This is a genomic window from Streptomyces sp. NPDC093064 (assembly GCF_044754605.1).
Classification (GTDB): Bacteria; Actinomycetota; Actinomycetes; order Streptomycetales; family Streptomycetaceae; genus Streptomyces.
Genome location: NZ_JBIVPK010000029.1, coordinates 47,898 through 74,375, shown reverse-complemented (window position 1 = coordinate 74,375; position 26,478 = coordinate 47,898). Strand labels below are relative to the sequence as shown.

Annotated in this window: 19 protein-coding genes and 2 pseudogenes; 11 read left to right on the top strand and 10 right to left on the bottom strand. The window is 70.7% G+C overall.

The window, feature by feature from the left end:
- The first annotated feature begins 47 nt into the window (after nt 1-47).
- Nucleotides 48-1,442, top strand: coding sequence for an NAD-dependent succinate-semialdehyde dehydrogenase (locus ACIQFZ_RS28735; protein ID WP_402692531.1), 1,395 nt, complete (start codon nt 48-50; stop codon nt 1,440-1,442).
- A gap of 292 nt (nt 1,443-1,734) precedes the next feature.
- Here ACIQFZ_RS28735 and ACIQFZ_RS28730 read toward each other — a convergent pair whose 3' ends face one another.
- Nucleotides 1,735-4,509 carry an ATP-binding protein gene (locus ACIQFZ_RS28730; RefSeq protein ID WP_402692501.1) on the bottom strand — a complete coding sequence of 925 codons (2,775 nt, stop codon included), beginning with the start codon at nt 4,507-4,509 and terminating at the stop codon, nt 1,735-1,737.
- 321 nt (nt 4,510-4,830) lie between these two features.
- Between ACIQFZ_RS28730 and ACIQFZ_RS28725 the strand changes: the two genes are divergently transcribed.
- The 5 genes from ACIQFZ_RS28725 (at nt 4,831) to ACIQFZ_RS28705 (ending at nt 13,964) form a co-directional block, all read left to right on the top strand.
- Nucleotides 4,831-7,587: an AAA family ATPase gene (locus tag ACIQFZ_RS28725; RefSeq protein ID WP_402692530.1), complete on the top strand. Its 2,757-nt coding sequence runs from the start codon at nt 4,831-4,833 to the stop codon at nt 7,585-7,587.
- 69 nt (nt 7,588-7,656) lie between these two features.
- Entirely contained in the window at nt 7,657-8,643 is a 987-nt protein-coding gene (locus tag ACIQFZ_RS28720) for an alpha/beta hydrolase (RefSeq protein ID WP_402692500.1), read from the top strand.
- A 72-nt stretch (nt 8,644-8,715) separates the two neighbouring features.
- Nucleotides 8,716-9,756 carry a helix-turn-helix domain-containing protein gene (locus ACIQFZ_RS28715; RefSeq protein WP_402692499.1) on the top strand — a complete coding sequence of 347 codons (1,041 nt, stop codon included), beginning with the start codon at nt 8,716-8,718 and terminating at the stop codon, nt 9,754-9,756.
- Nucleotides 9,757-9,785: 29 nt separating this feature from the next.
- On the top strand, nt 9,786-10,721 hold the full coding sequence (locus ACIQFZ_RS28710) for a helix-turn-helix domain-containing protein (protein ID WP_402692498.1): 936 nt from the start codon (nt 9,786-9,788) through the stop codon (nt 10,719-10,721).
- A 525-nt stretch (nt 10,722-11,246) separates the two neighbouring features.
- Complete coding sequence (locus tag ACIQFZ_RS28705; RefSeq protein ID WP_402692497.1) at nt 11,247-13,964, top strand: LuxR C-terminal-related transcriptional regulator; 2,718 nt, start codon at nt 11,247-11,249, stop codon at nt 13,962-13,964.
- A gap of 8 nt (nt 13,965-13,972) precedes the next feature.
- Here the strand turns inward: ACIQFZ_RS28705 and ACIQFZ_RS28700 are convergent, their stop codons facing one another.
- The 4 genes from ACIQFZ_RS28700 to ACIQFZ_RS28685 form a co-directional block, all read right to left on the bottom strand.
- Entirely contained in the window at nt 13,973-14,230 is a 258-nt protein-coding gene (locus ACIQFZ_RS28700; RefSeq protein WP_402692496.1) for a hypothetical protein, read from the bottom strand.
- Nucleotides 14,231-14,347: 117 nt separating this feature from the next.
- Nucleotides 14,348-15,805 carry a catalase gene (locus ACIQFZ_RS28695; protein ID WP_402692495.1) on the bottom strand — a complete coding sequence of 486 codons (1,458 nt, stop codon included), beginning with the start codon at nt 15,803-15,805 and terminating at the stop codon, nt 14,348-14,350.
- Between the two features lie 99 nt (nt 15,806-15,904).
- Complete coding sequence (locus ACIQFZ_RS28690; RefSeq protein WP_402692494.1) at nt 15,905-16,603, bottom strand: aquaporin; 699 nt, start codon at nt 16,601-16,603, stop codon at nt 15,905-15,907.
- Between the two features lie 877 nt (nt 16,604-17,480).
- On the bottom strand, nt 17,481-18,377 hold the full coding sequence (locus ACIQFZ_RS28685) for a helix-turn-helix domain-containing protein (RefSeq protein WP_402692493.1): 897 nt from the start codon (nt 18,375-18,377) through the stop codon (nt 17,481-17,483).
- Nucleotides 18,378-18,494: 117 nt separating this feature from the next.
- Between ACIQFZ_RS28685 and ACIQFZ_RS28680 the strand changes: the two genes are divergently transcribed.
- The 4 genes from ACIQFZ_RS28680 to ACIQFZ_RS28665 all read left to right on the top strand — a co-directional run bounded on the left by ACIQFZ_RS28680 (nt 18,495) and on the right by ACIQFZ_RS28665 (nt 21,964).
- Nucleotides 18,495-19,187 carry a DsbA family protein gene (locus ACIQFZ_RS28680; protein WP_402692492.1) on the top strand — a complete coding sequence of 231 codons (693 nt, stop codon included), beginning with the start codon at nt 18,495-18,497 and terminating at the stop codon, nt 19,185-19,187.
- On the top strand, nt 19,184-19,945 hold the full coding sequence (locus ACIQFZ_RS28675) for a nuclear transport factor 2 family protein (protein WP_402692491.1): 762 nt from the start codon (nt 19,184-19,186) through the stop codon (nt 19,943-19,945). The genes ACIQFZ_RS28680 and ACIQFZ_RS28675 overlap by 4 nt, the downstream gene beginning before the upstream one ends.
- 145 nt (nt 19,946-20,090) lie before the next feature.
- Nucleotides 20,091-21,026 (top strand): protein-ADP-ribose hydrolase, encoded by a 936-nt coding sequence (locus tag ACIQFZ_RS28670; RefSeq protein WP_402692490.1) that lies wholly within the window; start codon nt 20,091-20,093, stop codon nt 21,024-21,026.
- Nucleotides 21,023-21,964, top strand: a complete 942-nt coding sequence (locus ACIQFZ_RS28665) for an NAD-dependent protein deacetylase of SIR2 family (RefSeq protein ID WP_402692489.1) — start codon at nt 21,023-21,025, stop codon at nt 21,962-21,964. Before ACIQFZ_RS28670 ends, ACIQFZ_RS28665 begins: the two co-directional genes overlap by 4 nt.
- An 8-nt stretch (nt 21,965-21,972) precedes the next feature.
- Here ACIQFZ_RS28665 and tnpA read toward each other — a convergent pair.
- A pseudogene (gene tnpA / locus ACIQFZ_RS28660) lies at nt 21,973-22,408 on the bottom strand (IS200/IS605 family transposase).
- A gap of 27 nt (nt 22,409-22,435) precedes the next feature.
- Here tnpA and ACIQFZ_RS28655 point away from each other — a divergent pair.
- Entirely contained in the window at nt 22,436-23,683 is a 1,248-nt protein-coding gene (locus tag ACIQFZ_RS28655; protein ID WP_402692529.1) for an RNA-guided endonuclease InsQ/TnpB family protein, read from the top strand.
- Between the two features lie 284 nt (nt 23,684-23,967).
- On the opposite strand, the gene ACIQFZ_RS28650 is transcribed toward ACIQFZ_RS28655, so the two are convergent.
- From ACIQFZ_RS28650 to ACIQFZ_RS28635, 4 genes and pseudogenes are all read right to left on the bottom strand, one after another.
- The gene (locus ACIQFZ_RS28650; protein ID WP_402692488.1) at nt 23,968-24,318 is read right to left on the bottom strand and encodes an FAD-dependent oxidoreductase; all 351 of its coding nucleotides are present in this window, start codon (nt 24,316-24,318) and stop codon (nt 23,968-23,970) included.
- 59 nt (nt 24,319-24,377) lie between these two features.
- Nucleotides 24,378-25,007 (bottom strand): annotated as a pseudogene (locus tag ACIQFZ_RS28645) (FAD-dependent oxidoreductase); the annotation flags it as partial.
- 36 nt (nt 25,008-25,043) lie between these two features.
- On the bottom strand, nt 25,044-25,259 hold the full coding sequence (locus ACIQFZ_RS28640; protein WP_402692528.1) for an SDR family oxidoreductase: 216 nt from the start codon (nt 25,257-25,259) through the stop codon (nt 25,044-25,046).
- A 365-nt stretch (nt 25,260-25,624) separates the two neighbouring features.
- The gene (locus ACIQFZ_RS28635) at nt 25,625-26,476 is read right to left on the bottom strand and encodes an NmrA/HSCARG family protein (RefSeq protein WP_402692487.1); all 852 of its coding nucleotides are present in this window, start codon (nt 26,474-26,476) and stop codon (nt 25,625-25,627) included.
- Nucleotides 26,477-26,478: the final 2 nt, after the last annotated feature.

Genomic DNA, 26,478 nt, shown 5'->3' with positions numbered 1-26,478 from the left:
CCACCCTCAAGGACACCCCGACCCAACTCCTCATCGGTGGCCGGTGGATGCCGGCCGGCGACGACGGAACCCTGGAGGTCGTCGACCCCGCCTACGCCGAACCGCTCGCGGAGGTCGCGAACGGCACCGTCGAGGACGCCGTGGCGGCAGTGGACGCCGCCCATGGCGCCCTCGACGCCTGGCGGGCCACGGCACCACGCGAACGCGGAGAGATCCTGCGGCGGGCGTTCGAGCTGATGGCCGCGCGCGCCGAGGCGTTCGCCGAACTCATCGTCAGGGAGAACGGCAAGGCCCTGGCCGACGCCCGTGCCGAAGTGGCGTACGCGGCGGAGTTCTTCCGCTGGTACGCCGAGGAGGCGGTGCGCGCGGCAGGATCCGTCCAGACGGCACCGGGAGGCACCAACAAGATCATGGTGCTGCGCCAGCCCGTGGGCGTCGCGCTGCTCATCACACCGTGGAACTTCCCCGCCGCCATGGCCACCCGGAAGATCGGCCCCGCCCTGGCCGCGGGCTGCACCGTCGTCCTCAAACCCGCCTCGGACACACCGCTGACCGCACTCGCGTTGGGCGCGCTGCTCACCGAGGCGGGCGTGCCGGACGGTGTGGTCAACATCGTCCCCTCACGCCGCTCCGCCCGGATCGCCGAGGTCCTGCTCGCCGACCCCCGGGTCCGCAAGGTGTCGTTCACCGGTTCCACCGAGGTCGGGCGCGAACTGCTGCGCCAGGCGGCCGGGTCGGTGGTGAACGCCTCCATGGAACTCGGTGGGAACGCCCCGTTCCTTGTGCTCGCCAGTGCCGACCTCGACCGGGCGGTCGCCGGAGCCATGGTCGCCAAGATGCGCAACGGCGGGGAGGCGTGCACGGCCGCCAACCGCTTCTACGTACATGCCTCGATCGCCGAGGAGTTCAGCCGCCGCCTCGCCTCGGCCATGACGGCACTTACGGTCGGCCCCGGACTGACAGGGGGCGTGGACGTCGGACCGCTGGTGAACGAGGCGGCGCGGAAGAAGGTCGGTGAGCTCGTCTCGGGGACCGTCGACGCCGGCGCCCGGCTCCTGGCCGGAGGTACGGCCCCTGACCGTGCCGGATACTTCTACCTGCCGACTGTGCTGGGCGACGTTCCCGCTGACGCGCCCATCCTGGCGGAGGAGGTCTTCGGCCCGGTCGCGCCCGTCGTCTCCTTCGACGACGTCGAAGAGGCGATCCGGATGGCCAACGACACCGAGTACGGCCTGGTGTCATATGTCTATACCGGGGACCTGGCCGAGGGCCTTCGGGTGTCCGAGGCGCTGGAGTCCGGCATGATCGGCCTCAATCGTCCGGTCGTCTCGGACCCGGCCGCCCCGTTCGGCGGCGTCAAGCAGTCCGGCCTGGGCCGCGAGGGCGGGCACGACGGCCTGCTGGAGTTCACCGAGAGCAAGTACATCGCCGTGCACTGGTGATCGGTCCATCCCCCAGCAGGAAGGCAACGGGGCCAGTCGGCTTCACGCGAACCCCGAGAGCATCGTCTTCCTGACGGCCGTGCTTCCGCGGTTCGTCGGCCGGGGCGCGGGGCACGTCATGGGGTGGGTGTGCCGTGGTCGCGGGACGGTCTTGCCGGGGCCGTCCCGCGAACGTGCGCCCGCGCCGCATGTGATGACAGTGCCGGGCACGTGCTTGGTGGCAGTGTCTCCAGCGCATCCCCCGACGGTCCCGCGGACACACTCCACGTATCCGCGTTCGCCCGGCGACGGGTCAATGCGACGGATCCTGCGAGAGCGCGTCACGGAGTTGAGCCCTGGCGCGGATACCGAGCTTGGGGAAGATCTTGTGCAGGTGGTAGCCGACGGTGCGGGGCGAGAGGTACAGCCGGGCCGCGATGTCGCGGTTGGTCAGGCCCTGAGCGGCCAGTTCGGCGATCTGCCGTTCCTGTGCGGTGAGCTCGCCCGCCCCACTCGCGGCCGTCGCCGCTGTCGCCGGGGCTCCCGCCGCCCGCAGTTCCGCGCCGGTGCGATCGGTCCAGGGCCGGGCATCGAGCCGCCGGAAGCACTCCAGTGCCGCGCCGAGGTGTGGGCGTGCCTCGGCGCTGCGGCGCCGTCGGCGCAGCCACTCGCCGAAGTCGAGTTGGGTGAGCGCCTTCTCGAAGGGCCAGCAGTCGACGGTGGAGTCGGCGAGAGCGGCATGGAAATGGTCCTCGGCCTCCTCGCTGTCGCTCAGCAGGGCGACGGCCCGGTGAAGGACGGCGGCCAGCCGGGGTGACCTGTCGGTTTCCAGGCTGTGCTCGACAGCGTCGACCACTGTGCGCGCGTCGTCTCTCCGACCGGCGCGGACTGCCGCGGCGGCCAGGTCGCCCAGGTAGTAGACAGAGGCGTGGTGGTGGACGGGAGCGGGGCAGAAGTCGCGGGTGAAGGTCGCGCGCAGCTGCTCGTAGGCATCGGAGTGGTCCCCGGCGACGAACGCTGCCATTCCCAGTGCGTGCCGGTGCCGTACCTGCAGGCTCAGGGATCTGCGCAGGTCGACGCCCCGTACGGCCTCCATGGCCTGTGCCCGCGCGGTCGCATGGTCGCCTCGGAGCGCGCGCAGTGTGGCCTGGAGGATGCAGGAGCCCACGGTCACGTTGTCGGCGCCCGCTTCCGTCGCCATCCAGAAAGCCTGGTCCGCCGCGTCCTGGGCCGCCGTCCATGAACCACTCTCGAACAGGGCGAGGGCGAGCGCCTGCGTGACGGTCGCGTTCGTGCCCGCGCTGCCGGCGCGCCGTATGACGTCCATGGTCCGCCCGAGGATGCGGACGGCCTGCTCGGTCTCGTCCAGGATCCAGGTCGTGCCGCCGAGTGCGGTGAGGTCTCCCAGGGAGTCCTGCGACATGGCGGCCAGCCCGTCCTTCAACAGCCCTAGGAGCCTTGCGCGTTGGCGGTGCGGGTCGATGACAGCCTGGGACCAGGCGAGGGCGGCGGGATTGCCGGTTTCGTCGATCAGGGCGCTGATCCGCCCCAGTTCGGCCCGGTGGAACGGCGTTCCGGAGTTGTACACGGACGTCGCGGCGGTGCTCAGGGCGCCGAGCGCCAGGTCCTGGGCCGAGGCGGCGGTGGCTTCGGCGGCGCCGAGCAGCAGCGCCAGCGCCTCCTCGTGGCGGAGCGTCACACCCAGGGCCCACCCGCCCAGGAGGGAGGCCTCCGCACGCAGCCGTGGATCCTTGGTCGGGTGGCCGATCCGGCCGCTGAGCTCGCCGACCCACTGCGGGTGGCCGGCGAACATGGCCGACTGAGCGGCCGTCAGCAGGCGCCGGGCGCGCAGCTCCGGCGCCGGGGTCAGTTCTGCGGCGCGTTCCAGCGCTGCCGCGGCCGCCGCGTACCCGCCCCGGGCACGGGCACGCTCGGCGCTCTCCGCCAAGGCGTCGGCGACCTTCGCGTCCTGGCCCGTCGCCGCGGCGGCCAGGTGCCAGGCGCGGCGGTCCGGCTCTTCGGCGAGAGCGGAGGCCAGGGCGAGGTGTGCCTGCCGACGCTCGGCGAAGGAAGCCGCCTGGTGGATGGCCGAGCGGACCAGCGGATGGCGCAACAGCACCTGGCCGTCCTCGACCCGCACCAGCCCGGCGCGCTCTGCGGGGTCCAGCGCCTGGACGACCTCCAACGACGGGGCGGCGCGCAGCAGCTCGGCCAGTCGTCCCGTTCCCGAGGCGGCGACCAGGAGCAGTGCCTCACGCGTGGGCCCGGGCAGCCCGGGGAGGTCGGCGGCGAACAGGTTCTCCAGGCGTGCGGTCAGCGGCAAGGTGGCACCGCCGTTCTGTCCCGTGCCGCTCCGGCCCCGGGCGAGGGCACGGGGCAGCTCGATGAGGGCGAGGGGGTTGCCGGCGGCCTGCTGGAGGATCTGGGTGCGGGACCTGCCGCGGGGCGGGTTCGGCTGGGCGTCCAGCAGCAGCCCTGCTGCCGCCCGGCTCAGCGGGCCGACGGTCACCTGCGGGAAGTCCCGGTCGAAGCGGGCCGGCACGGCCTCCTCGCGGGCGGTGAGCAGCATCACCACCGGCTTGCCCTCCAGGCGCCGGGCGAGGAAGCCCAGCACGTCCACCGAGCCGAGGTCCAGCCACTGGGCGTCGTCCACCAGCAGGAGCAGCGGCTGACGCGAAGAGGCCTCGCCGATGAGGGCGAGCACGCTGATGCACAGCGACAGCTGGTCGAGGGTCACCTCGTCCGGCGGCGCCGCCGGCCCGAAGGCGCGGTCGAGGGCCTCCCGCTGCCGCGCGGGCAGCGAGTCACCAGGAAGCAGCGGGTGCAGGAGCTGGTGGACACCCGAGAGCCCCAGGCCGGCCTCGCCCTCACTGCCCCGCACACGCAGGGTCCGCAGACCGCGGGCCCGGCCCTGCTCGGCCGTCCAGTCGACGAGGGTGCTCTTGCCCGCCCCGGGCTCCCCGATCAGCACGAGCACCTGCGGGCGGGAGCCGTCCACCGCCCCGAGCAGGCCCTCGAGGCGGGACAGCTCCACGGCTCTGCCCAGGATGCCCGGATCGGCGGGGTAATCGGGACCAACGTGCACCACGGTCGTTCTCCTCCAGTTGGTGATCATGACCCCGGTCATCCGGTCATCCTGTCAACCGCAACCGGCCGGACGCGTACGAGCCGCCGTAGCGCGGCCGCTCGCGGTCCTGACGCCGGCAGGGACCGGAAACGGCGGATGACTGGTCATGTGACAGAAGCGTCGCCACCTCGTCTCCCCGATTATGAGCTCGGCCAGGGAACAAGCCCACAGCCATGAGCAGCCGAGCAGGTCCGGAGTACGTGCATGACGGTCCACCCATCCCCGTCGGCGGTCGGCGAGGAAGCCGTCCGCCGATCCTGCCGCGCGGCGACATCGCGCCCACTGGGCCGGGACAGCGAGATCGAGCGCATCCTCCAGTGCGTGACGCGGAAGCCCGGCAGCCCCCAGGCGCTGCTGCTCCTCGGGGAGGAGGGAACGGGGCGTACGACGTTGCTCCGTCACGCCCGGGAACTGGCCACAGGCGACGGCATGCTCGTACTGTCGGCGGAGGGCTGGGCCACGGACGGCCGGCACGCTCGCGCGTGTCTGCACCAACTGCTGGCGCCGGTCCTGGAGGAGTTGCCCGGACTGCCCGCCGCACACAGCCAGGTGCTGAGCGCTGCCCTGAACCCCGCCCCTCAGGACAGCGGGCCGGAGGACCCACAGGTGCAGGCCGCCGTGCTGGCGTTGCTGGACCGACTTGCCAGGTCCCGTCCGTTACTGGTGTGCGTGGACGACGCTCACACCTGCGACCGCGCCTTCCTCGACGCGCTCTGCGCGGGAATCCGCCTCCTGGTCGGCCGCCCGGTCAGCGTTCTGCTCACCGCACGCGGTGACGTGCCCCTGCCCAGCCTTCCCCCTGGCATGGAGAGCCTGCATCTGGGCCCACTGAACGACTCCTCGGCCGCGGCCCTGCTGGACCGACAGCCGGCAGCGCCCACGGGCCGGCGCAGGCTGGAGATCCTCGAGCAAGCCGAAGGTAACGCCCTGGCACTGGTGGAACTGAGCCGCCGTGCGCCCGCGCCCGTCCGAGCGGGACATTCCGGCGCCGCACCGACGCGGCGCACGTTCGCGGCAGATGCCTTCGCGGCACGACTCGACAGGCTTCCTCCCGAGACAGGACGGGCCCTGTTGTACGCCGCGGCGGCGGGGCCGGGGGAGAGCGTCGCAGCCCTCATGGCCGCCCTGGACACCGAGGATCTTGCGGTGTGGGCCCCGGCGGAGGCGGCCGGTCTGGTCTTGCTGGTCGAGGGCCGCCTCGTCTTCCGGCATCCGCTGGCGCGGTCGGCCGCGTTCTCGCGGCATCCCGCGGGCGAGCGCCAGCAGGCCCATCGGGACCTCGCCGGGGTCGTCGCGCTGCCGGAGAGCAGGGCCCGCCATTTGGCCGCCGCCACCCTGGGAACCAGCGAGTCCGTGGCCGCCGCGCTCGAGGACTCCGCATGGCGGCAGGGGGATGCCGTGGGCGCAGCGCGCGCCCTGGAGCAGGCGGCCCGGCTCAGCCCGCGGCGGCAGGAACGCGTCCGCCGTCTCGGCGAGGCCCTGGCGGCAGCCCACACGATGGGAGACCCCGCCTGGGTGCGGGACCTGTACGGCCGCCTCGTCCAGGACGCCACGGCTTCGGAACTCGTCTGTGTCGCGACAGGTGCCCTGGCCTCGGCTCTGTCCCAGGAGGCCTGCCAGCAGGAGGCCTTCGACATCCTGGCGAACGTCGCGCAGCACCTTCCGGCGGTCGGCCGGCCCGTCGCGCTCGCCCTGGTGGCCCTGGCAGCGGGCATCGCCGCCCAGTCCGGCCTGCCGGAGCACCGGGCGGCCCTGCCCACGCTGCTCGACCGCGCCCGGGCAGCCGAGCAGACCGATCAGGGCCGGGCCTCGGCGACCGGACCCCTGGGCCCGCTGGACACGCCGGACGCACAGCAGTCGCTGGAGGCGCTGGTCACCGCGGTGATCCGGCCGCAGTCCGCCACCCACCTGCTGCCGGGCCTCGGCCGCCCGCAGGGTGCGCTGCTGGACGCCCCGGACGCCCTGGCACGCCGTATGGCGCTCGCCTTGATGGCCTACCACGCGGACGAGGCGGACCTGTGCCTCGGCCAGCTGCGCAGGGCCGACACTCAGCTGCGGGCCTCTCGTGCCTTCGGTATCCGCGCCTGGTCGCTCCCGTCCCTGCTGGACACCCTCGTGAGCACCGGGCGGTTCGCCGAGGCCGAGCCGTTGATGCGGGAAGCCGCGACCGAGGCCGCGGTGCTGCGTCTGCCCCGCCTCCAGGCGGATCTGGAAGCGCAGGCTCTCACGCTCCAGGCACTGCGCGGAGCTGTCCCGCCGAAGCCCTGGTTCACCCCCTCGGTCTGGCGCGCCGTCGGCCTGGGCGAGAACCGGGCCACGCACGCACGCCTGCTCCGCGCCCGGGGACTCGCCTGCCTGGCGCTGGGGGACCCGGACGGGAGCTGGCGGCACTTGCGCGAGCTGTTCACCGCCGACGGATCGCCGCTGCACCCCTTCCTGTCGCCGCGGAGCATCGCCGAACTCGCGGTCTCGGCACAACGGACCGGCCGCACGGCCGAGGTCGTGCCCATTCTGGCGCGAGTCCGGGCGGAGCAGGGCTGTCGCCCGAGCACCAGGATGACGCTGCTCCTGCACCATGCCACCGCCCTGGTCGACCCGGGTGAGGACGCCGAGCAGCACTTCCACCTCGCCCTGGTCAACCATGAGGCGGACCGGTGGCCGTGGGAACGCGCCCACGCCCGCCTCAGCTACGGCATCTGGCTGCGGCGCTGCCGCCGAACGCGGGAGGCGCGCCAGCAGTTGACCACCGTGCTGGAAACCGCCGAGCGCCTGGACTCTGGTGCCCTCGCCGCAGCCGCCGCCCGCGAACTGCGCGCCAGCGGAGCGGCACCCACCCCTGACACCCCAGGTCTGCTGGAGCAGTTGACGGCACAGCAACGGCAGATCGTCCAGTTGGCCGCGCGCGGCCTTTCGAATCGTGAGATCGGTGAACAGCTCTTCCTCTCGCCACGTACCGTGGGCTCACACCTGTACAACGTCTACCCGAAGCTCGGCATCAGCCGCCGGCAGCAACTGCGTGACCTCCTTCAGGACCGGTGAGGCGGGGACCGGTCGGTTCCGTGCGGACCCGCCGACGAGCGGCACGGCCCTGCCAGAGGAGAGTGCGTGATGCCGGGAGCCTCCAGGGACCGACCGGGCGGTGCCTCCCGCGCGGGCGTTCTCCTCGACCCCGTGGTGCAGCGGCTCGTCGCTGCGTCCGCCGCGCCCCCGTCGCTCGACGACCTCGGCCCCGAGACGGCGCGGCAGGCGCTCAGGGAGACCCAGGTGGACAGGTTCGAGGACTTCGACGTGGACGCGGTCTACCGCGTGGCGTCCGTAGGCCCTTCCGGGCTGATCGGTTTCTGGACCGTCCGTCCGGTCGGTGCGACCGGCCCGCTCCCCACCCTCCTGTACCTGCACGGCGGCCGGTGGATGCTCGGCGACGCGCAGACCCATGCCCGACTCATCAGCGAGCTCGTCGACGGCGCGGGCGTGTGCGCGGTCGTCCCCGAGTACAGCCGTACCCCCGAAGCCCGCTATCCCGTGGCGCTGGAGGAGTGCTACGCCCTGCTGGTCTGGGCGGTCTCCCGGGCCGACGAACTCGGTCTGGACACGCGCCGGCTGGCCGTGGCGGGCGACTGCGCCGGAGCCACGCTGGCCGCTGCCGTGACCCTGCTGGCGAAGTCACGGGGCGGGCCACGGCTCAGCGCACAACTGCTCTACTACCCGCTCACCGACTCCCGCTGCGACAGCCCCTCGCAGCGGCAGTTCGCCACCGGATACCTGCTCACCCGCCGGGCGCTGCGCGCGTACTGGGCGCGCTACGTCACGGACGCCGCCCTGCGGGACGAGCCCACTGCCTCCCCGCTGCGGGCCAGGACCGAGGACCTGGCGGGGCTGCCCCCGGCGCTGGTCGTCACCGCCGAGGCCGACGTGGCCCGGGACGAGGGCGAGCAGTACGCGCGGAATCTGTGCGCGGCCGGCGTCGAGGCGTCCGCCGTACGGTTCCTCGGCACGGTCCATGACTTCGTGGCGCTGCACGCCCTGCACGACAGCGCGCCCACTCGGGCAGCTCTCGTGACCGGCTACTCCTTCCTGCGTTCCCGATTGCGCTGAACGGAGTGGCACGGGACAGGACCAGTCGACCGACTGATGCGCCGGCCGGCACCGCCCCAGCATGCTCGCAGCATGCCATCCGTCATCGGCTCCTTCGAGGAGAGACGCTGGTGTCCGGCCCCCTACGCGAGTCCACGAGCCCAGGTGCTGAGCACCCGCTCGGTTCCACCGCGCGAGAGTCTGGATTTCTGGCACGACGCCGTGCTCGCGACCCTGGTGGGGATGGACATCGCCACCGACGGCCGCACCTATGACGCGGCCATGCGCACCGACCACGTGGGGGGCCTGCAGATCACCACGGTGGAATGCGACCCGGGCCGGGTCCACCGGTCGCCGCGCTTCGTAGCCCGCGGCGACGGTCGGGACGTCTTCGTGGCGCTCCAGAGCACCGGCCGGGCCCGGGTCGAACAGGACGGTCGGACCACCGTGCTGCGGGCCGGCGACATCGGGTTCTTCGAGACCGTCCGGCCCTTCCGCACCACCTTTCCCGAGCGCTTTCAGCTGAAGATCTTCGCGGTGCCGCGGGCCCTACTCGGGCGGTCGGAGGCCGATCTGCGGCAGCTCACCGCGCGGGCCGTGCGCCCGAGCGGCGGTCTGCCCGCCCTGCTCACCCCGTTGCTGGAACGGCTGGCGGAGACCTCCGAGGCATACGCGACGCCGGTGGCGGAGCGACTCGCCGAGGGCGTCATCGGCCTGATGGCGGCCACGGCGGCGGACCAGCTGGGCGAGGATCCCGCTGTACTGCCGGGCGCCGACCGGGTCCTGCTGCTGCGGATCAAGACCTTCATCCGCTGGCACCTGTCGGACTCCGGCCTGACCCCCCAGGCCATCGCCGATGCCCACAGCATCTCCGTCCGTTATCTGCACCGGCTCTTCAAGGCCGAGGGCACCAGCGTGTGCCAATGGATCCGCGAGCTGCGCCTGTACGAGTGCCGAAGGGAACTCGCCGTACGGCCACCGGGATCCGTCAGCCTGGGCCAGGTCGCGCGACGCTGGGGTTTCACCAGTCTCGCCCGGTTCAGCAGGGCCTTCCGCAGGTCCTACGGCCTGTCTCCCACGGATTGGCTCGACCGAGAGCGTGTGGTCCGCGCGGCGGGAGAAATGCCGTGCTGACCGGTTTGCTGACTGCCCCCGGCCAGGGGATGTCCTTTTCCACCCGGGACCTGGCTCCCGGTGATCGCGTCGTGGCGTGGGAGCGGACGCTGTCACAGATCTTCGTGGGCCTCGAGGTCGCTGTGGAGCGCGGGCGTCCGTGGATGGGCGAGCTGACCGCCGAGCGCCTCGGCGCTCTCCAGATCGCCACCGAGGAGTTCGGCCCGGGGACGATCCTGCGCAGCGCCCGGTCGGTGGCCGCCGACCACAGCACCCACATCCTCGTGCGTCTGCAACTGGACGGCAGCGCATTGCTGTTCCAGGACGGCCGCACCGCCGAACTCCGGCCCGGCCTCTTGGCGTTCCATGACGCGAGGCGCCCGTACCGGATCGTGCTGCCGCAGCGTCAGCGGGCCCGGATCCTCATGATGCCCCGGGCCCTGCTCCGGCTGGAGGAAGGGCAGTTGTCCGCACTGACGGCCAACGTGGTGGACGAAGCCGGTGAGGGCGCGGCGGCCCTGTTGCTCCCGCTGCTGTGCGGGCTTGTCGACGAGGTCATCAGTGCCCATGCGGCCCGACGCGACCAACTCGCTCGAATCGCCGTGGAGATGCTGGCCACCCTGGCCCTGGAAGCGGTCAGCAGGCGGTCCGCGCCGGCGCTGTGGGAGCGGATCACGGCATCCGTCCACGCCCGGCTGCAAGACCCCGGACTCACCCCCCAGGACATCGCCGACCAGCACGGCATCTCCCTGCGCTACCTGCACCGGCTCTTCCAGATGCAGGGCACCACCGTCAACACCTGGGTACGGACGCGACGGCTCGAGGCGGCACGCGAGGAACTCTGCCGGGACGGCGCGGCCCGCAGATCGATCGCGGCGGTGGCCGCACGCTGGGGCTTCATCAACCCCTCCCACTTCAGCCGGACATTCCGCGAAACATACGGGATGTCGCCGGTGCAGTGGCGCGGTGCGCACCGAGAGACCTGACCCCCAGCACGCACTGTTCCTGGAAAGGCAAGACCCGGGTCACGGTCAGCGTGATCGCTCCCGTGCTCGGTGCCTTCCTTTTGGGGCGTACTGTTCCGGCGGAGAGGAACAGGAATCAAGCGCAGATCGGTGGTGTGGATGCTGTCCGCCGTCACGGTGGTGTTCGAGCGTGGTGGGATCCGGGGCTCCGTCCTCGGCTCAGGACGAGACAGCCGCCGCCTTGGCCTCGACTACGGTGGTCGCCCCCAGTACGACGACACCACGCACGTCCACGTCACCCCCGGCGCGGTGGACGCGTTCGTCGCGGAGCTGGGGCGGGACCTTCGGCGGAACTCACATGGCCAAGACCCTCACGCCGACGCCCAGCGCCTACGAAGAACATCCGTCTCGCGCCTGGAACGCGCTCGGCACCGAGTGGGGGAGCGGTTCTTGCATTCGTCTTCCTGATCCTCTGTCCCGGTCTCCGAGGAGAGCCGACAGCCGGGTCGGATGCCTGCCGGGGGGAATTAACCGCTGACTTGTGCGATGGTCGGAAGTGCGTGCAGAACCTCCGCCGACCTCACCAAGGGTGCCATGAGAACTGCCGGCCGATCCCAGACCGAGACGGTTCCTGCTGTCCGGGGAGGGATTGTTTCCCGCCGTACACTGTTCGCGCGGCTTGGGGGAGCGTGGCGCGTCACGACGATATCGGCGCCGGCCGGTAGCGGGAAGACAGTCCTGCTGCGGTCCTGGATCCGCGAGACGGGCCTGGCGGAGCATGCCGCGTGTGTCTCGGTGCAGCGCGACGAGTGCGATCCGCAACGGTTCTGGATCGCTGTGTGCGACGCGCTGCGGGCGACGGCCGCCGGGGCCGACCTGGTGCGCCCCTTGACAGAGGCGCCGGATCTGGACGGCTGGATGATCGTGGAGCGGCTGCTGCAGGACCTGTCGCCGCTGGAGGACCGGGTCTGGCTGGTCATCGACGACCTGCACGAGCTGCGCTCGGCCGAGGCGCAGCGCCAGCTGGAGCTGCTGATGATGCGCGCGCCGGCGCAAGTGCGGTTCGTGCTTTCCACACGCCGGGATCTGCGGCTGGGACTGCACCGGCTGAGGCTGGAGGCGGGACTCACCGAGATCCGAGCGGACGGTCTGCGGTTCAGCCTGGACGAGGCGAGCGCGCTGTTTCACGGTGCCGGCGTGGAGCTGTCCGAGGCAACCCTCGCACGACTGCATGAACGGACTGAGGGATGGGCTGCCGGGCTACGGCTGGCTGCGTTGTCGCTGACCGGGCATCCGGACCCGGAGGGGTTCGCGGCCGGGTTCGCGGGCAGTGAGCGGACGGTGGCCGATTACCTGCTGGCCGAGGTGATGGAGCGGCAGAGCGACGAGGTCCGGCGGCTGCTGTTGCGGACCAGTGTTTTGGAGCGGGTCAACGGCGAGCTCGCCGACCTCCTGACCGGGGGATCCGGCGCGGAAAGGGCCTTGCAGGACCTGGAGCAGGCTGGGGCATTCGTGGTCTCGCTCGACGCGCGGCGCTCCTGGTTCCGCTACCACACGATGTTCGCCGACCTGCTCCAGCTGGAGCTGCGACGCACCGCTCCGGGAGACGTCACCGCGGTGCATCGCGCCGCCTCCGGCTGGTACGCGGAACACGGGTATCCGGTGGAGGCGATCCGGCACGCCCAGGCGGCAGCGGACTGGGGTCCGGCGGCCCGCCTGCTGTCGGACCACTGGATCGGCCTCGGACTGGACGGGCAGGCCGCCACGGCCCACGCGATGCTGGCTGAGTTCCCTACCCGGGTGATCGCGGCGGACCCGGAGCTTACCGCGCTGGCCGCGTTCGACCAAGCGGAGCATGGATCGCTGGCGCAGGCGGAGCGGCAGCTGGCCCTGGTCACCCGCCGCTCGGCGCTGGTGCCCTCAGACCGGCGTGAGCACGTCGACCTGACGGTTGCCGTGCTGCGGCTCTTGCTGGCCCGCCAGCGCGGCGACCTGCCGGCCGTGGTCGAAGAGGCGCAGCCGCTGCTCGCCTCAGGTCACGCCCGGGACGCGGCGGACCCCCATTGCGGCGCCGAGCTGCGCGCCCTGGCGCTGATCAGCCTGGGCATCGCCGAGACCTGGTTCGTGCGGTACGAAGACGCGGACCGGCACCTGGAGGGGGGCGTCGCGCTGGCGCAGCGGATCGGGCGGCCGTATCTGGAGATCCTCGGGCTGGCGCACTGGGCGGTCGTGGCACTGAGCCGGGAGATTTCTGTGGCCGCGGAGCGCGGCAGGCGGGCGATGGAGCTGGCCCGGCAGCACGGCTGGACCGACGAGCGGATCGTCGCGGCCGCCTACGTGGCGCTCGGCCTGCACATGCTGTGGCGGGGACGGCTCGATGAGGCGGAGCCGTGGCTGGGGAGAGCCGAGCGGGCAGTGCGCCAGGAGTCAGATCCGGTGACGGTGCTGATACTGCACTATGGCCGCGGGCTGCTCGAGCTCGCGCGTGGTCGTGACGGGGACGCGCTGGCGGCTTTCCGTACCGCCGAGCGCGTGACGGATCAGGTGGCCGCCCGTCATCCGCTTGCCACGAAGACACGGGCGTTCCAACTGCACACATTGCTGCGGCTCGGCGAAGCGCGACGCGTCGAACAGGCGCTGGCCGAGATGGACCCGCAGGAGAGCAAAACCGGGGAGATGCGGGCCGCTCTGGCGGCGCTGCGGCTCGCCCGCGACGACCCGCAGGCGGCGATTGCCGCACTCGCACCCGTGCTCGACGGCTCTTTCCCGCCCATGGACCCCCGCGGTTGGCTGGTTCAAGCCCTCTTGCTCAATGCGATCGCGTGCGACGCGCTTGGCGACGCGGCCGCCGCCGGGCGCACCCTCGAAGGCGCGCTCGATCTCGCCGAGCCCGGGGCTGCGGTGCTGCCCTTCCTCCTCCACCCCGCGCCGGGAGCGCTCGAGCGCCAGGCCTGGCGCGGCACCGCCCATGCCGCCATGATCTGCGAGATCCTCGACCTCCTGGCCGGGAAGCAGGAAAAGGCGATGGCCGGCGTGCCGGCGCGTCTGCGCGAGCCACTGACCGACAGCGAGATTCGCGTCCTGCGTTACCTGCCGACGAACCTGCCGGCGCCGGAGATCGCCGACGAGTTGTCCCTGTCGGTGAACACGGTCCGGACGCACATGCGGCACCTGTACGGGAAGCTCGGCACGCACAGCCGTAGCCAAGCCGTGGAGCGGGCCCGGACCCTCGGGTTGCTCGCACCCTCTTCACGCAGGGCCTGATCCAGGTCTCAGGCGTGGCCCTCGTGGTCGCGCTCCGGGTTGCTGACAGACTTGCCGCAGGTACGGAGCTCGATCAGCTCCAGGCACAGCGCTTCGATCTGGGCCAGCACGCCATGCAGGGCCGCCTGATCGGGCAGTGTCCCGAGGAGTAGCGTTTCGCCTCCCCGGATCTCGGCGTGCAGGCCGGGGAAGGCGCCCAACAGCGTCTGGCTCAGGTGTCCGCGGACGCGTATCTCGTAGCATGTGGATTTCGATGGATTGTTCATCGCGTCGGTGTTCCGCCCAGAATCTGGGCTGATCGGTCCGGACCACTGATCCGGACGTCAAGGGAAGGGGCCCGGCGCCTGTGGGCGCCGGGCCGCTGGGTGGGGTGGGGGTGCCGGTCAGGACCGCCCGTCGCGAACACCCTTCTCGATCCTTTCACCGAGGGTCTGGTTGACGTTCTTCCAGTACTGCAGGGCGCGCTCCAGCACCGGCTCGGACACGCCGCCCAGCAGGTGGCCGGTGATGTTGGAAACCAGCCGGTCGCGGGCCGCGTCATCGAGGACCTCGCGGACCATGGTGCCGGCCTGCCCCCAGTCGTCGTCGTCACGGCGCAGCGTGTAGGCGGACCGGGCCATGTCGCCGTCGGCGGACCAGTGCACCTCCGCGGCCGCGACCGGGTCGGCCTGCGGGCCGCCGTAGGAGTTGGGCGCGTACACAGGGTCGGAGGCGTTGCGGATCCTCATCGCGCCGTCCTTGGAGTAGGAGTGGACCTCGACCTTGGGCGAGTTCACCGGGATCTGCTTGTAGTTGACGCCGAGCCGGGCGCGGTGCGCGTCGGCGTAGGAGAAGCCTCGGGCCAGCAGCATCTTGTCCGGCGACAGCCCGGTGCCGGGCACCTGGTTGTTCGGCTCGAACGCGGCCTGCTCCATCTCGGTGTGGAAGTCGGTCACGTTGCGGTCCAGCGTCAGTCGCCCCAACTCGTGCAGCGGGTAGTCGCCGTGCGGCCACACCTTGGTCAGGTCGAACGGGTTGAACCGGTAGGTCTTGGCGTCCTCGAACGGCATGATCTGCACTTTCAGCGTCCAGCTCGGGTACTCGCCGCGCTTGATCGCCTCGTACAGGTCACGCCGGTGGTAGTCGGCGTCCTTGCCAGCCAGGTCGTCGGCCTCGGCCTGGGTGAGGAACTCGATGCCCTGGTCGGTGATGAAGTGGTACTTGACCCAGGACAGCTCACCGTCGGCGTTGAGCCAGGAGTAGGTGTGACTGGAGTACCCGTTCATGTGCCGCCAGGTGCGAGGGATGCCCCGGTCGCCCATCAGCCAGGTCACCATGTGCGCCGACTCCGGGGACAGGGTCCAGAAGTCCCACTGCATGTCGTTGTCCCGCAGCCCGCTGTCGGCGCGGCGCTTCTGGGACCGGATGAAATGCTGGAACTTCAGCGGGTCGCGCATGAAGAACACCGGGGTGTTGTTGCCGACGAGGTCGAGATTGCCCTCGGAGGTGTACATCTTCAGCGAGAACCCGCGCGGGTCCCGCCACGTGTCCGGGCTGCCCTGCTCCCCGGCCACGGTGGAGAACCGGATGAGCGTGTCGGTGCGGGTGCCCGGCTGGAACACCGCGGCCTTGGTGTAGGCGCTGACGTCGTTAGTGACCTCGAAGTAGCCGAACGCGCCGGCTCCCTTGGCGTGCGGCTGACGCTCCGGGATCCGCTCCCGGTTGAAGTTGGCCATCTGCTCGATCAGGTAGTGATCCTGCAGCAGGATCGGGCCGTCGGGGCCGATGGTCAGTGAATGGTCGTCGCTGGCGACCGGGATGCCGGCATCGGTCGTCGTCGGCTTGGGTTGCATGCTGGTCATGGACCCTTTCTCCTCCGTGTGGGTGGGCCCCGGATGGTGATCGATCCGGAGCCGGTCCTGGTGCGTTGTGCGGGCGGACGTCGGCCTGCCCGCGCTTGATCACTTGTCGCCGGGGTTGAGCGCCAGGAACGCCAGCCCCGCCGCGATGCCGGCGGCAAGCTGCACGACGATGTAGACCCAGATCGTCGACCAGCCAAACAGTCCGGCGGTGGCGCCGCCCAATGCGACCGCCGGGTTGAACACGCCACCGGAGATGCCGCCGACGGCGAACGCGCCGGCTGCGACGGTGAACCCGATCGCGAGCCCGAAGAAGCCGTTGCCAGGCTGGTCCTTGCTGGTGGCGACGTTCAGCACCACGTAGCACAGCGCGAAGGTGACCAGCAGCTCGACCACGGCGGCGGCTGCCCGGGTGTGCCCGGACAGGGTCAGGGTCCTGACCGTGACGGGGTTGACCACGGCGTGGGCTACGGCCCCGGCGACGACGCCGGCCGCCACCTGTACCGCCCAGTACACGACCGCGTCCGGGACGCCGATCCGGCGTCGGACCAGCGCCGCCATCGTCACCGCCGGGTTGTAGTGGCCGCCGGAGATGCGCCCGCCGGCGTAGACCATGACCATCAGGGTCGCGCCCGCCGTCAGCGGCACGAACGTGCTGCCGCTCAATGCGGCCACCGCGACCGCGAACGCCAGGAAGAATGTGCTGATGAACTCGGTGACGTATTTCCGCGCCGCCGTCCCGAGCTGCGGGACAGGAGGCGCATAGGCCGGCGCCGCCTCCCGTGTGGTTGCTTCTGCCATGGTGTGTGCTCCTTTCGCTGCCGCTCAGCCGGGCATCGTCGGCTGCGCGTTTTTGGTCCGGTTTGACCGCCGCACTCAGCCTCGCGTCCGGCTTGATGAACCCACATCACATGGTTTTGGTGTTTTTCGGCTAAATGGGAATTGCAGGTCGAGCCGACCGCGGGCGAAAAGCGGCGAGGTGGGCCTTACGGCGGGGCCACCATCCGTCGGCCCCTTGATGAGGCGCCTGTCACGCGAACTTGGTGAGACCGGAACACGTATGCCCCCTGGCCGCGCCTGTGGCGACCTCGTGCATGGGGACGGCGACCCGGATGGCGGTCGTCCCGCAACGAGCGGCCGCAGTTCCTTCTGGGAGCCACGCCTTCTGCGCACCGCGGGCAGTGGCCCGGAAGATATCCGCTGCCACCGGACTGGATGCCCCATGCCATCGTTGGCCAGGTTGATCCCATGGCGGCCAACCCCTGCCCGGCACCAAGCGCAACCGGCAGCCCCGCGTCGAGGGCAGCGCAGTGATGGTGCGGGCGCTGCAAGAGCTGGCGCCCGACAGTACCGAGCAATTGCCGAGGATCGCCCGGGAGAGCGCCGATCTGGCGACCAGGCTCCGGGACGCGGCGGGACCGCTTCTGCCTACTGCGCTTCAAGGACTTCTGGCAAAAAGAGGCCTTCAGGCGACGCCCGCAGATGATGCTGGAGCCGAGGGTGAGGAGGGCCTTGGCCGGCTGAGGGCGGGCGAGTCGAGCCGCAGGCGTCGTGCCGCCCGCGTCGTGCCGCCCGCGTCAGGTTCGTCTCCTCGGCGGCCGCGCAGAAGTAGGGGCGTCTGTGGGTTTGGTCGGGGCTGATCGGCGACTTCGGGGCCGTTGCGGATGGCAGCCGGGTTTCACTTCGTGGGGTGCCCGCGGACCGTGTTGCGGAAGGCGATCGGGGTCTGTCCGGTGCGCTGTTGGAAGTACTTGCTGAAGTGGGTCGCGCTGGAGAAGCCGAGGTGGCCGGCGATGCGGGCGGCGGTACGGTCGCTGTGGGCCAGGAGGCGCTTGGCTTCGAGGACGACGCGACGGTCGACGAACTCCTTGGCGCCGAGGCCGGCGACGGCGAGGGTGGCGCGGGAGAGGGTGCGGGCAGAGTAGCCGAGCGCCTCGGCGTAGTCCTCGACCCGGCGGGTGCGGGTGAAGTCCTTCTCCACGGCGTCACGGAAGCGTAGGTAGGTGGCGTCGGGTTCGGGTGCGGGACTTCCGGCGGGCGTGGTGAGGTGGGCCAGGCGGAGGACGAGGACGGCCAGCAGGTGGCGCAGGGCCGCGGTGTGGACCTCCAGGGGCAGGTGTCCGAGTGCGTGGAACTCGGCGGTGAGGTGGTCGGCGGCCAGCCGCAGGGCCGCAACGTCGTCGGGAAGGGGCCGGCGCAGGATCGGGGCGTGGGAGTCCTCCAGGCGGGCGCCGTCGGTGGTGGCCGGGTCGAGGAAGTCCTGGCGGAACAGGATCAGGGTGCCTTCGGCGTGGGTGAGGTCGCCCCACTGCTGGACCTGGCCGGGGCGTACCCAGAGCCAGGAGCCGGGGTCGAGGGCGTAGGCGGTGAAGTCGACCGTGTGCCACAGGGTTCCACGGGTGAGGGTGAGCAGGTGGTGGAAGTCCGGGCGCTGGGGAGCTGTGAGCCGCTCGGCGGGCACGCGCCGGCTCAGGTCCGCGAGGGGCAGCACTTCGACGCCCGCGGGGGTTCCGGCGGGTGCGACGAAGGAGACCTCCGGGATGCCGCGATCGGCGTCGTGTCGTTTTTTGACCATCGTGAGTCGTCAGCGTATCTGATTCACCCTGTTCATCGCCCCTAACTTGGAGGTGTCAGCTCATCCGGCATCGAGACGATGTCGGAAAGCAGCAAGAGGCAAGAGAGGGGGAGTGTGATGTCTTCGGCGGAGCGAGCCTCGCTGACGTACGCCTTCGACGCGTACTGCCCCTGGTGCTACGGCTTCGGCCCGGCCCTGCGGGCCTTCGCCGAGGACAACGCACACCGCATCCGGCTCGGTGTCCTGTCGGCCGGCCTCTACACCGGTGCCCGGGTGCGGCCGGTGGCGGCCTACCCGCAGCTGCCGGCCGAGCGGGACCGTATCGCGCGGTTGACCGGTGTGGTCTTCGGCGCGGGCTATGAGCGCGCGCTGTCGCAGGGGACGACCGTGCTGGACTCGGCCGCCGCGGCGGCGGGACTGTCCGCGCTGCGCGACCAGCCGGGCATCAGTGAGCTCGATGCGGCCGAGGCCGCGCAACGGGCGTGGTTCGTCGACGGCCGCAGCCTGTCCGACGCCGCGGTCTACCGGGACATAGCCGACGAACTCGGCGGAGACGTGGACGCCGTGACCGCGGCATACGCGTCCCCGGCCGGCCGGGAGAAGGCCCGCGCCGACTTCCGCGCACTGCGCCGCCTGCGTGTCACCTCCTACCCGACTCTGCTGCTGCACACCGCTGACGGCGCCGACCAGATGGGCGGCGCGGCCTCCACGGCCGCCTCCCTGACCGCCGCACTCGACCAGCGCCTGACGGCACCCATCCCCAAGCCCTCCACCCAGGGCCTGACCTCACAAGGAGACGACCCGTCATGAGCAACGCCAAGAACACCGTTCTGTCCGCCGCCGGCGAGCTGTTCGGCCAGCAGGACCCGAGTGCGGTGGACCGCTGGGTCGCCGCCGACTACCGCCAGCACAGCTCCCTGGCCGCCGACGGTCCCGAGGCCCTGCGCCAGTTGGTCGCCGGGCTGCCGGAGGGCTTCCGCTACGAGGGAGCCCGGGTGCTGGCCGACGACGACCTGGTGGCCCTGCACGGCACGTACCACGGCTTCGGCCCCGAGCCGCTGGTCGCCTTCGACATCTTCCGCGTCGACGCCGACGGCAAGCTCGCCGAGCACTGGGACGCCCTGACCCCCGTGGTCGAGGACACCGCATCCGGCCGCTCGCAGACCGACGGCCCCGCCGAGGTCACCGCGCCGGAGACGACCGAGGCCAACCGCGCCCTGGTCGCCGAGTTCGCGCAGAAGGTCCTGGTCGGTGCCGACTACTCGGTGCTCACCGACTACATCTCGACCGAGACCTACCTCCAGCACAACCCGGAGGCCGCCGACGGCCTGGACGGTTTCGGGGCCGCCGCCGCGAAGTGGGCCGAGCAGGGCAAGAACCTCGTCTACAAGGCCGTCCACAAGGTCATCGCCGAGGGCGAGTTCGTCCTGCTCCAGTCCGAGGGCGAGTTCGGTGTCCCCGTCGCGTACTACGACCTCTTCCGCGTGGCCGACGGCAAGATCGTCGAGCACTGGGACGTCATCGCCCCGATCGCGGCCGAACTGCCCCACGACAACGGCCTGTTCTGACACCCGCGACCGGGCGGGCGGCGGCCGCGTCGCCGAACTCCATACCGGAACCCTGAACCCGCCCGAACGCACGGACGCGCCGCCGCGCCGGCCCGGCAACGCCGGGTGGCCGCGGCGGCGCGTCCCGCACCGCCAGGAGACTCTCATGCACACCACCGCACTGCCGCTCGATGCCTACGGCACCGCCATCATCCTGGATGAACCCTTCCGGCCTGTCGCTCGACATGCCCCGGCCACTCGGCCCGCCGACCAGGTCCGCGAGGTACTCGACCTGTTGGGCGACGACCCGGTGGCAGCGCCGGCCGGATTGCGATCCGGAGCGGCAGACCGGCTTGACAATGCCGCCGCCCGGCGGCTGCTGCGCGCCGTGCTGACCGTCCGGGAACCGGACCCGCTGCCGGCCCGCGCCGCCCGGATGCTGGACACGCTCCTGGCCGGTGAACGCCTGGCGCGCGACACCACCGACGTGGCCTCGCTCCCCACCGTCCGCGACACGTTTCCCGGCACCACGTACCGGGCCGCCGACCGTACGGTGCTGTGGCAGGGCGACATCACCACCCTCGACGCGGACGCCATCGTCAATGCCGCCAACAGTTCCCTGCTCGGCTGCTTCGCCCCGATGCACGCGTGCATCGACAACGCCATCCACGCCGCGGCCGGCCCCCGCCTGCGCGCCGACTGCCACACGATCATGTCCCTGCAGGGTCACCCGGAGCCGACCGGAACCGCCAAGATCACCCGGGGCTACCACCTGCCCGCCCGCTACGTCCTGCACACCGTCGGCCCGATCGTCGACGGCCCCGTGCTCCCGCAGCACCAGCAAGCTCTGGGGGCCTCGTACCGCGCCTGTCTCGATCTCGCCGCCGAGGTGGACGGCCTGCGCACCGTCGCGTTCTGCGGAATCAGCACCGGCGTCTACGGCTACCCCAAGACGCCCGCCGCCCGCATCGCCCTCAACACCGTGGCCGACTGGCTCGACCGCCACCCCACACGCCTCGACCGCGTGATCTTCAACGTGTACGCGGACGACGACCGCGCCACCTACGTCCGTGCACTGACCGGAGGGTTCCAGCACCGATGAACCACCCCACCTTCGACCCGGAAGGCGCCGCCGGCACGATACGCGGCTGGCTCGCCGAGGCCGACCGCATCCTGATCACGGCCGGAGCCGGACTCAGCGCCGCCGCCGGATACGACTACGGCGACGAAGACCGCTTCCAGGAGCTCTTCCCTGCCCTGCACCGCCTCGGCCTGCGCTCCCGCTACCTCGTCGGCGTGCCCCTCCCGCCCGACCTGCTGTGGGGCTACTGGGCCGTCCACATCGACGACATCCGCTTCTCGACCACCCCCAACCCCCTCTACCAGCGACTGCGCGCACTGGTCGGCGACAAGGACCACTGGGTGATGACGTCCAACGTGGACGGCCTCTTCGCCCGCAACGGCTTCGCGCCCGACCGGATATTCACCCCGCAAGGCGACTACGGCCGCTACCAGTGCACCACCCCCTGCACCTCCGCCGTCTGGAGCAGCGAGCCCCTCGTCGCACGGCTCCTCGCCGCGTACGACCCGGCCACCGGCGCCGTCACCGACCCCGACGCCCTGCCCCGCTGCCCGAACTGCGGCGGCGAGATTGAGATCAACGTCCGCGTCGGCCCCGAGTTCATCGACTCCCCCTACCTCCCCGCGGGCCGCCGCCTCCAGGACTGGCTGGGCACGGCCCCCTCCGGCACCCGTCTGCTCATCCTGGAGTTCGGCGCCGGATTCAACACCCCCGGCGTGATCCGATGGCCCGGCGAACTCCTCACCCGCCGCCTCCCCCATTCACGCCTCGTGCGTATCAACCCCACCCACCCCGAAACCCCCTCCGACCTCGCCGGCCGGGCCCTGCCCGTCCCTGCCGACGCCCACCACCTGCTCGACGCACTCACCGTGCCGCACCCGGTGCCCGAGCTTACCGGGGCTCTTGCAGAAAGCCCCGGCGTTCACGCCGGGGATGAATGCATCTCAAGGCTGTTCTGACGTGCACGTTAGAGCGGACGTTTTTGCTGCTCGATGTACTGGCGGAGGATCGCCAATGGTGCTCCGCCGCATGATGCGGAGAAATGCGAGGGTGACCACAGGTGTCCGGGCGTGATGGCGCGGTTGATCCGGCCGGTGGACTCTCCCCCAGCCTTCGGCCGGGAGGTACCCGCAGCCGTATCCGGCGAGCGGAGACGTCTTTGAGGCTGTTGACCAGTTTCGAGACGGCGACCTTGGGCGGGTAGTGCACCAGGAGGTGGACGTGACCGGGTTCGCCGTTGAACTGCTTCAGCTCCGCCTCGAAGTCCTCGCACACCTTGCGCATGATCTCTTCGCAGCGCGTCAACATCTCGTCGTTGAACACCCGTGTCGGTACTTCGTGACAAAGACCAAGTGCACATGCATCGCCGAAACAACGTGCTTGTAGTCGTTCGGCCCATCCATGAGGCCGATCGTAGTAGCGTCTTGGTTGTGCAGCTCCGCTACAACTTCCGGACCTACCCGGACGCCTCCCAGCGGCGGGCGCTGGCGCGTGCGTTCGGGTGCGCCCGCGTGGTGTGGAACGACTGCCTGCGCGACCGGAAGGAAGCACACGCGGCAGGACTTCCGTATGTGAAATCAGCGGATCTGTCCCGGCTTCGCATCACCGAGGCCAAGCGCACTGAGGAACGTGCCTGGCTCGCCGACGTGTCGGCGGTCGTCTTGCAGCAGTCTCTGCGGGACCTGGACACCGCCTACAAGAACTTCTTCGACTCCATCAAGGGCAAGCGGCAGGGCCGCAAGGTCGGCCCTCCCCGCTACAAGTCGAAGAAGGACACCCGGCAGTCGATCCGCGTCAACACCAACGCCTTCTGTCTCCAGGACGACGGCACGGTGTACCTGGCCAAGGTCGGCCATCTCAAGGTCAAGTGGTCTCGTCGGCTTCCGGCCGCACCGACGTCCCTGACCGTCACCAAGGACAGTTGCGGCCGGTACTTCCTCAGCTTCGTCGTGGACACCGATCCGGACATCCTCCCCGAGCTGGAGACAGAGTCCGGGATCGACCTGGGCCTGTCCGCCTTCGCGGTCCTGTCCGACGGCAGCAAGATCGACAGCCCGCGCTTCCTGCGCCGGGCGGAGAAGAAGCTCAAGCGCCTTGGACGGGAGCTGTCCCGTAAGGTCAAGGGGTCGAAGAACCGGGCCAGGGCCCGTATCAAGGTTGCACGCCAGCATGCCAAGGTGGCGGACCGGCGCCGGGACTGGCACCACAAGGCTTCCACGCAGATCATTCGCGACAATCAAGCGGTGTATGTGGAAGACCTCGCGGTGTCCGGTCTCGGCCGTACCCGGCTTGCCAAGTCCGTGCACGACGCGGGGTGGTCCGCGTTCGTCGGCATGCTGGAGTACAAGGCGGTTAAGCACGGCCGCATCTTCGCCAAGGTGGGCCGGGCCTTCCCGTCCTCTCAGGTCTGTTCGGCCTGTGGATTCCGGGATGGTCCCAAGCCCCTGCAGGTCCGGGAGTGGACGTGTGGCGCGTGCGGCACGGTGCACGACCGCGACCACAACGCAGCCCGCAACGTCCTCTTCGAAGGACGCCGCATCGTCGCCGCCGGACGGGCGGAGACGATAAACGCCTCGTGGAGCGCCGGTAAGACCAGGACGAAAGTCCCGGCACAGCGCGTTGAAGCAGGAAGCCCCCGGAAGGGTCAGACGACCCAGGCCGGAATCCCTGGACTTTAGGCCAGGGAGCACGTCAAGGTGGCACCTTGAGCGAGCGAGCCGGAGAAGAGTAAGGCCGCAGCCGTGGCGTTCCACGACCTGATGTTCATCAGTGCCGCCCGGCCGAGGCCATCGACCTCTACGCCGGCGGCACCTACATCCAGCACAACCCACATGTCGCCGACGGCAAGGAGGCGTTCATCGATTATTTCGAGCGCATGGCCGCCCAAGACGTCATCTCATGTGGTGTGTCCGAGGACGAAAGTCCCGGCACAGCGCGTTGAAAGCAGGAAGCCCCGGGAGGGTCAGACGACCCAGGCCGGAATCCCTGGACCGTAGACCAGGGAGCACGTGAACTCAGGCTTCTTGTCGAGTACGAGTTCGCGAACGGCGTTGAAGGAGCGGTACTGGAGGTCGTGCACGGCGGGACGGCGGATTTGTTCGTAACCGGCGAGGGCGTGCTCGACCGGAAGCCCGGGCGCCGTGAGCAGATCCGAGAGCACTGCCGCATCCTCGAATCCGGCTCCCGCGCCCTGGCCGAGAGCCGGGCTCATGGCGTGGGCGGCGTCGCCGGCGATCGCGACGCGACCACGGGCCCAGACATTGGTGGTGACCTGTTTGATGTCGACGCAGAGCCGGTCGGGTTCGGACCGCATGGCCTCAACCACATGGCCGAGGGGACCTTGCAGACCAGCGAACCGTTCGGCCAGCGTGCTCAGCGAGTGTCGTGGTGGCGCCCGGCGGGATCGTTGATGAACAGCATGCAGTGCAGGGTCTCGCCCCCGTCGTTCAGGAAGTACCCCAGTCGTGAGCCCTGGACTGGTGTGGTGCGGGCCGCGAAGGTCACGCCGGTCTTGTTCGGGACGCGGAAACGAATGACGGTGCAGCCGATGTCGAGCGGTGCAGGGCCCTCGAGGGCGTTGCGGCGGATCCAGGAGTGGACACCGTCGGTTCCGATGACGGCGTCGTACTCGCCGGTGGTGCCGTCGTCGAAGCGGACGCCGACGACGGTGGCGTCGTCCTCGACTGAGACCAGAGCGGTGCCGGTGCGCACCAAGTCATGGACCGGATCGAGGAGTCGCATCTGCAGCAGCGACCGCTCCAGCATTACTGTCGGGCCGAACTCGAAGGTGTTCACGGGAAGCAAGGTGTGCGCGTCGAATATGTACTCGTACCCCATGGGTGGCCGCTGCCACAGGCGCGGTGGGTAGCCGAGCCGGTCCAGTGCGTTGCGGTGCAGGTCGGACAGTGTGATCGCCCATCCGACCTCGGACAGCTCGGGGGCCCGTTCTGCCACCGTCACCTCGGTGCCCCGGACGTGCAGACCGTGGGCGAGGCCGAGCCCGACAGGACCGGCGTCCCACTACCAGGACTCGGCGGCTCATGAGACTGACATACCGCCGTCTACGGCCAGGACCTGGCCGGTGACCCAGGATACCTCCGGGTCGGCCAGGGCGACTATCCACCGCGCCACCTCGTCGGCGGTTCCACGGCGCTTGAGCGACAGACTCGCTGCCTCGGCTGCCTTGATCTGCTCGACCATCCCCGGGGGCGCGATCGTGGAGAGGATGTCGGACTCGGTCGGGCCGGGTCCGATGTGATGATCACGGCGTGGTAGGTGTGCTCACGGCTTCGGAGCCATTCTCCGAACACTTCTGTCCCGCACGAGGCGGCTTTCCCTTCAGGTCGGCGGAGTGGCTATGACTGGTGGCCTGCCTGGCCTTGCTCGGCAGGGGGCTCAGCTCAGGTGTCGGCGGTGACCTCGATGGTTCCGGCCCGTCCCAGACGCGCGCCTTGGGAGCCCCGGTTGCAGCCTGCGTCCCGGGCGACCGTGAGCGGGAGGGCGTGCCGGCGCGGCCTGTTCGCCACATCGCGTGAATCCGTGAGATCCGGGGGTGGCAGGGCTCGCCGGGCGTGCTCGTGTTCGCTGCCCGGCGAGCCGACCAGAGGTCGACGCCCGGTTCAGTGGGCGGTCGCCCAGGTGCGGTGCGCCCAGTCGGCGAAGCCGGTCCAGCGGATCTCCGGGTGAGCATCGTGGAGTGCGGGGATGTCGACGCGATAGCCGGGCCCGTTCAGGAACGCCCACATCGCGTGCATGTCCGGATTGCCGATGGCTGTCAGCGGTACGTACTCATGGCGGACGTCCCGTCCCAGCGCCTCGCTGAACGCGGCCGCCATCTGCGTGGGAGTGGGTGCGTCGCTGGCCAGTTCGATGCGCTGCCCGACGTAGCGGGCGGGGTTGAGCAGCACTTCCGCCGCGAACGCGCCGAGGTCGGGGCGAGCGAGCTGCTGCAACGGCCGGTCGGGCGGCAGCGGCAGATCGAGAACGCCGTCAAGGATGCGCCGCGCTCCACCGAGCGCGTTGTCGAAGAAGTACGTCGGCCCCAGGATCGTGTACGGAACATCGCCCGCGGCCAGTTCCGCCTCGATGCGTGCCTTGCTCTCGAAATGCGGTACCCCGCTGTCCTGGTCGGCCCCGGCCACCGAGCTGAACACGAGATGCGGAACACGCTCCTGCGTCGCGGCGGCGAGGATCGCCCGCCCTTGGCCCACCTCCGCCTCGACACCGGCCTCGAAGGGCGTGGTGAACGCGAAGACATCGGCCACCCCCTTCATGGCCGTGGCGAGCGACCCGCGATCGCTCAGGGAGCCCGCCATCACGTCGACACCCCGGTCGGCCAGTTGCCGCGCGGCACTCCGGCCGGGGTCGCGTACCAGCGCCCTGATCCGGGCTCCGCGGCTCAGCAGCGCGTCGGTCACGGCCCCGCCCTGTCCGCCCGTCGCGGCAAGCACCAGGATCGGCTCATGCGCCATGG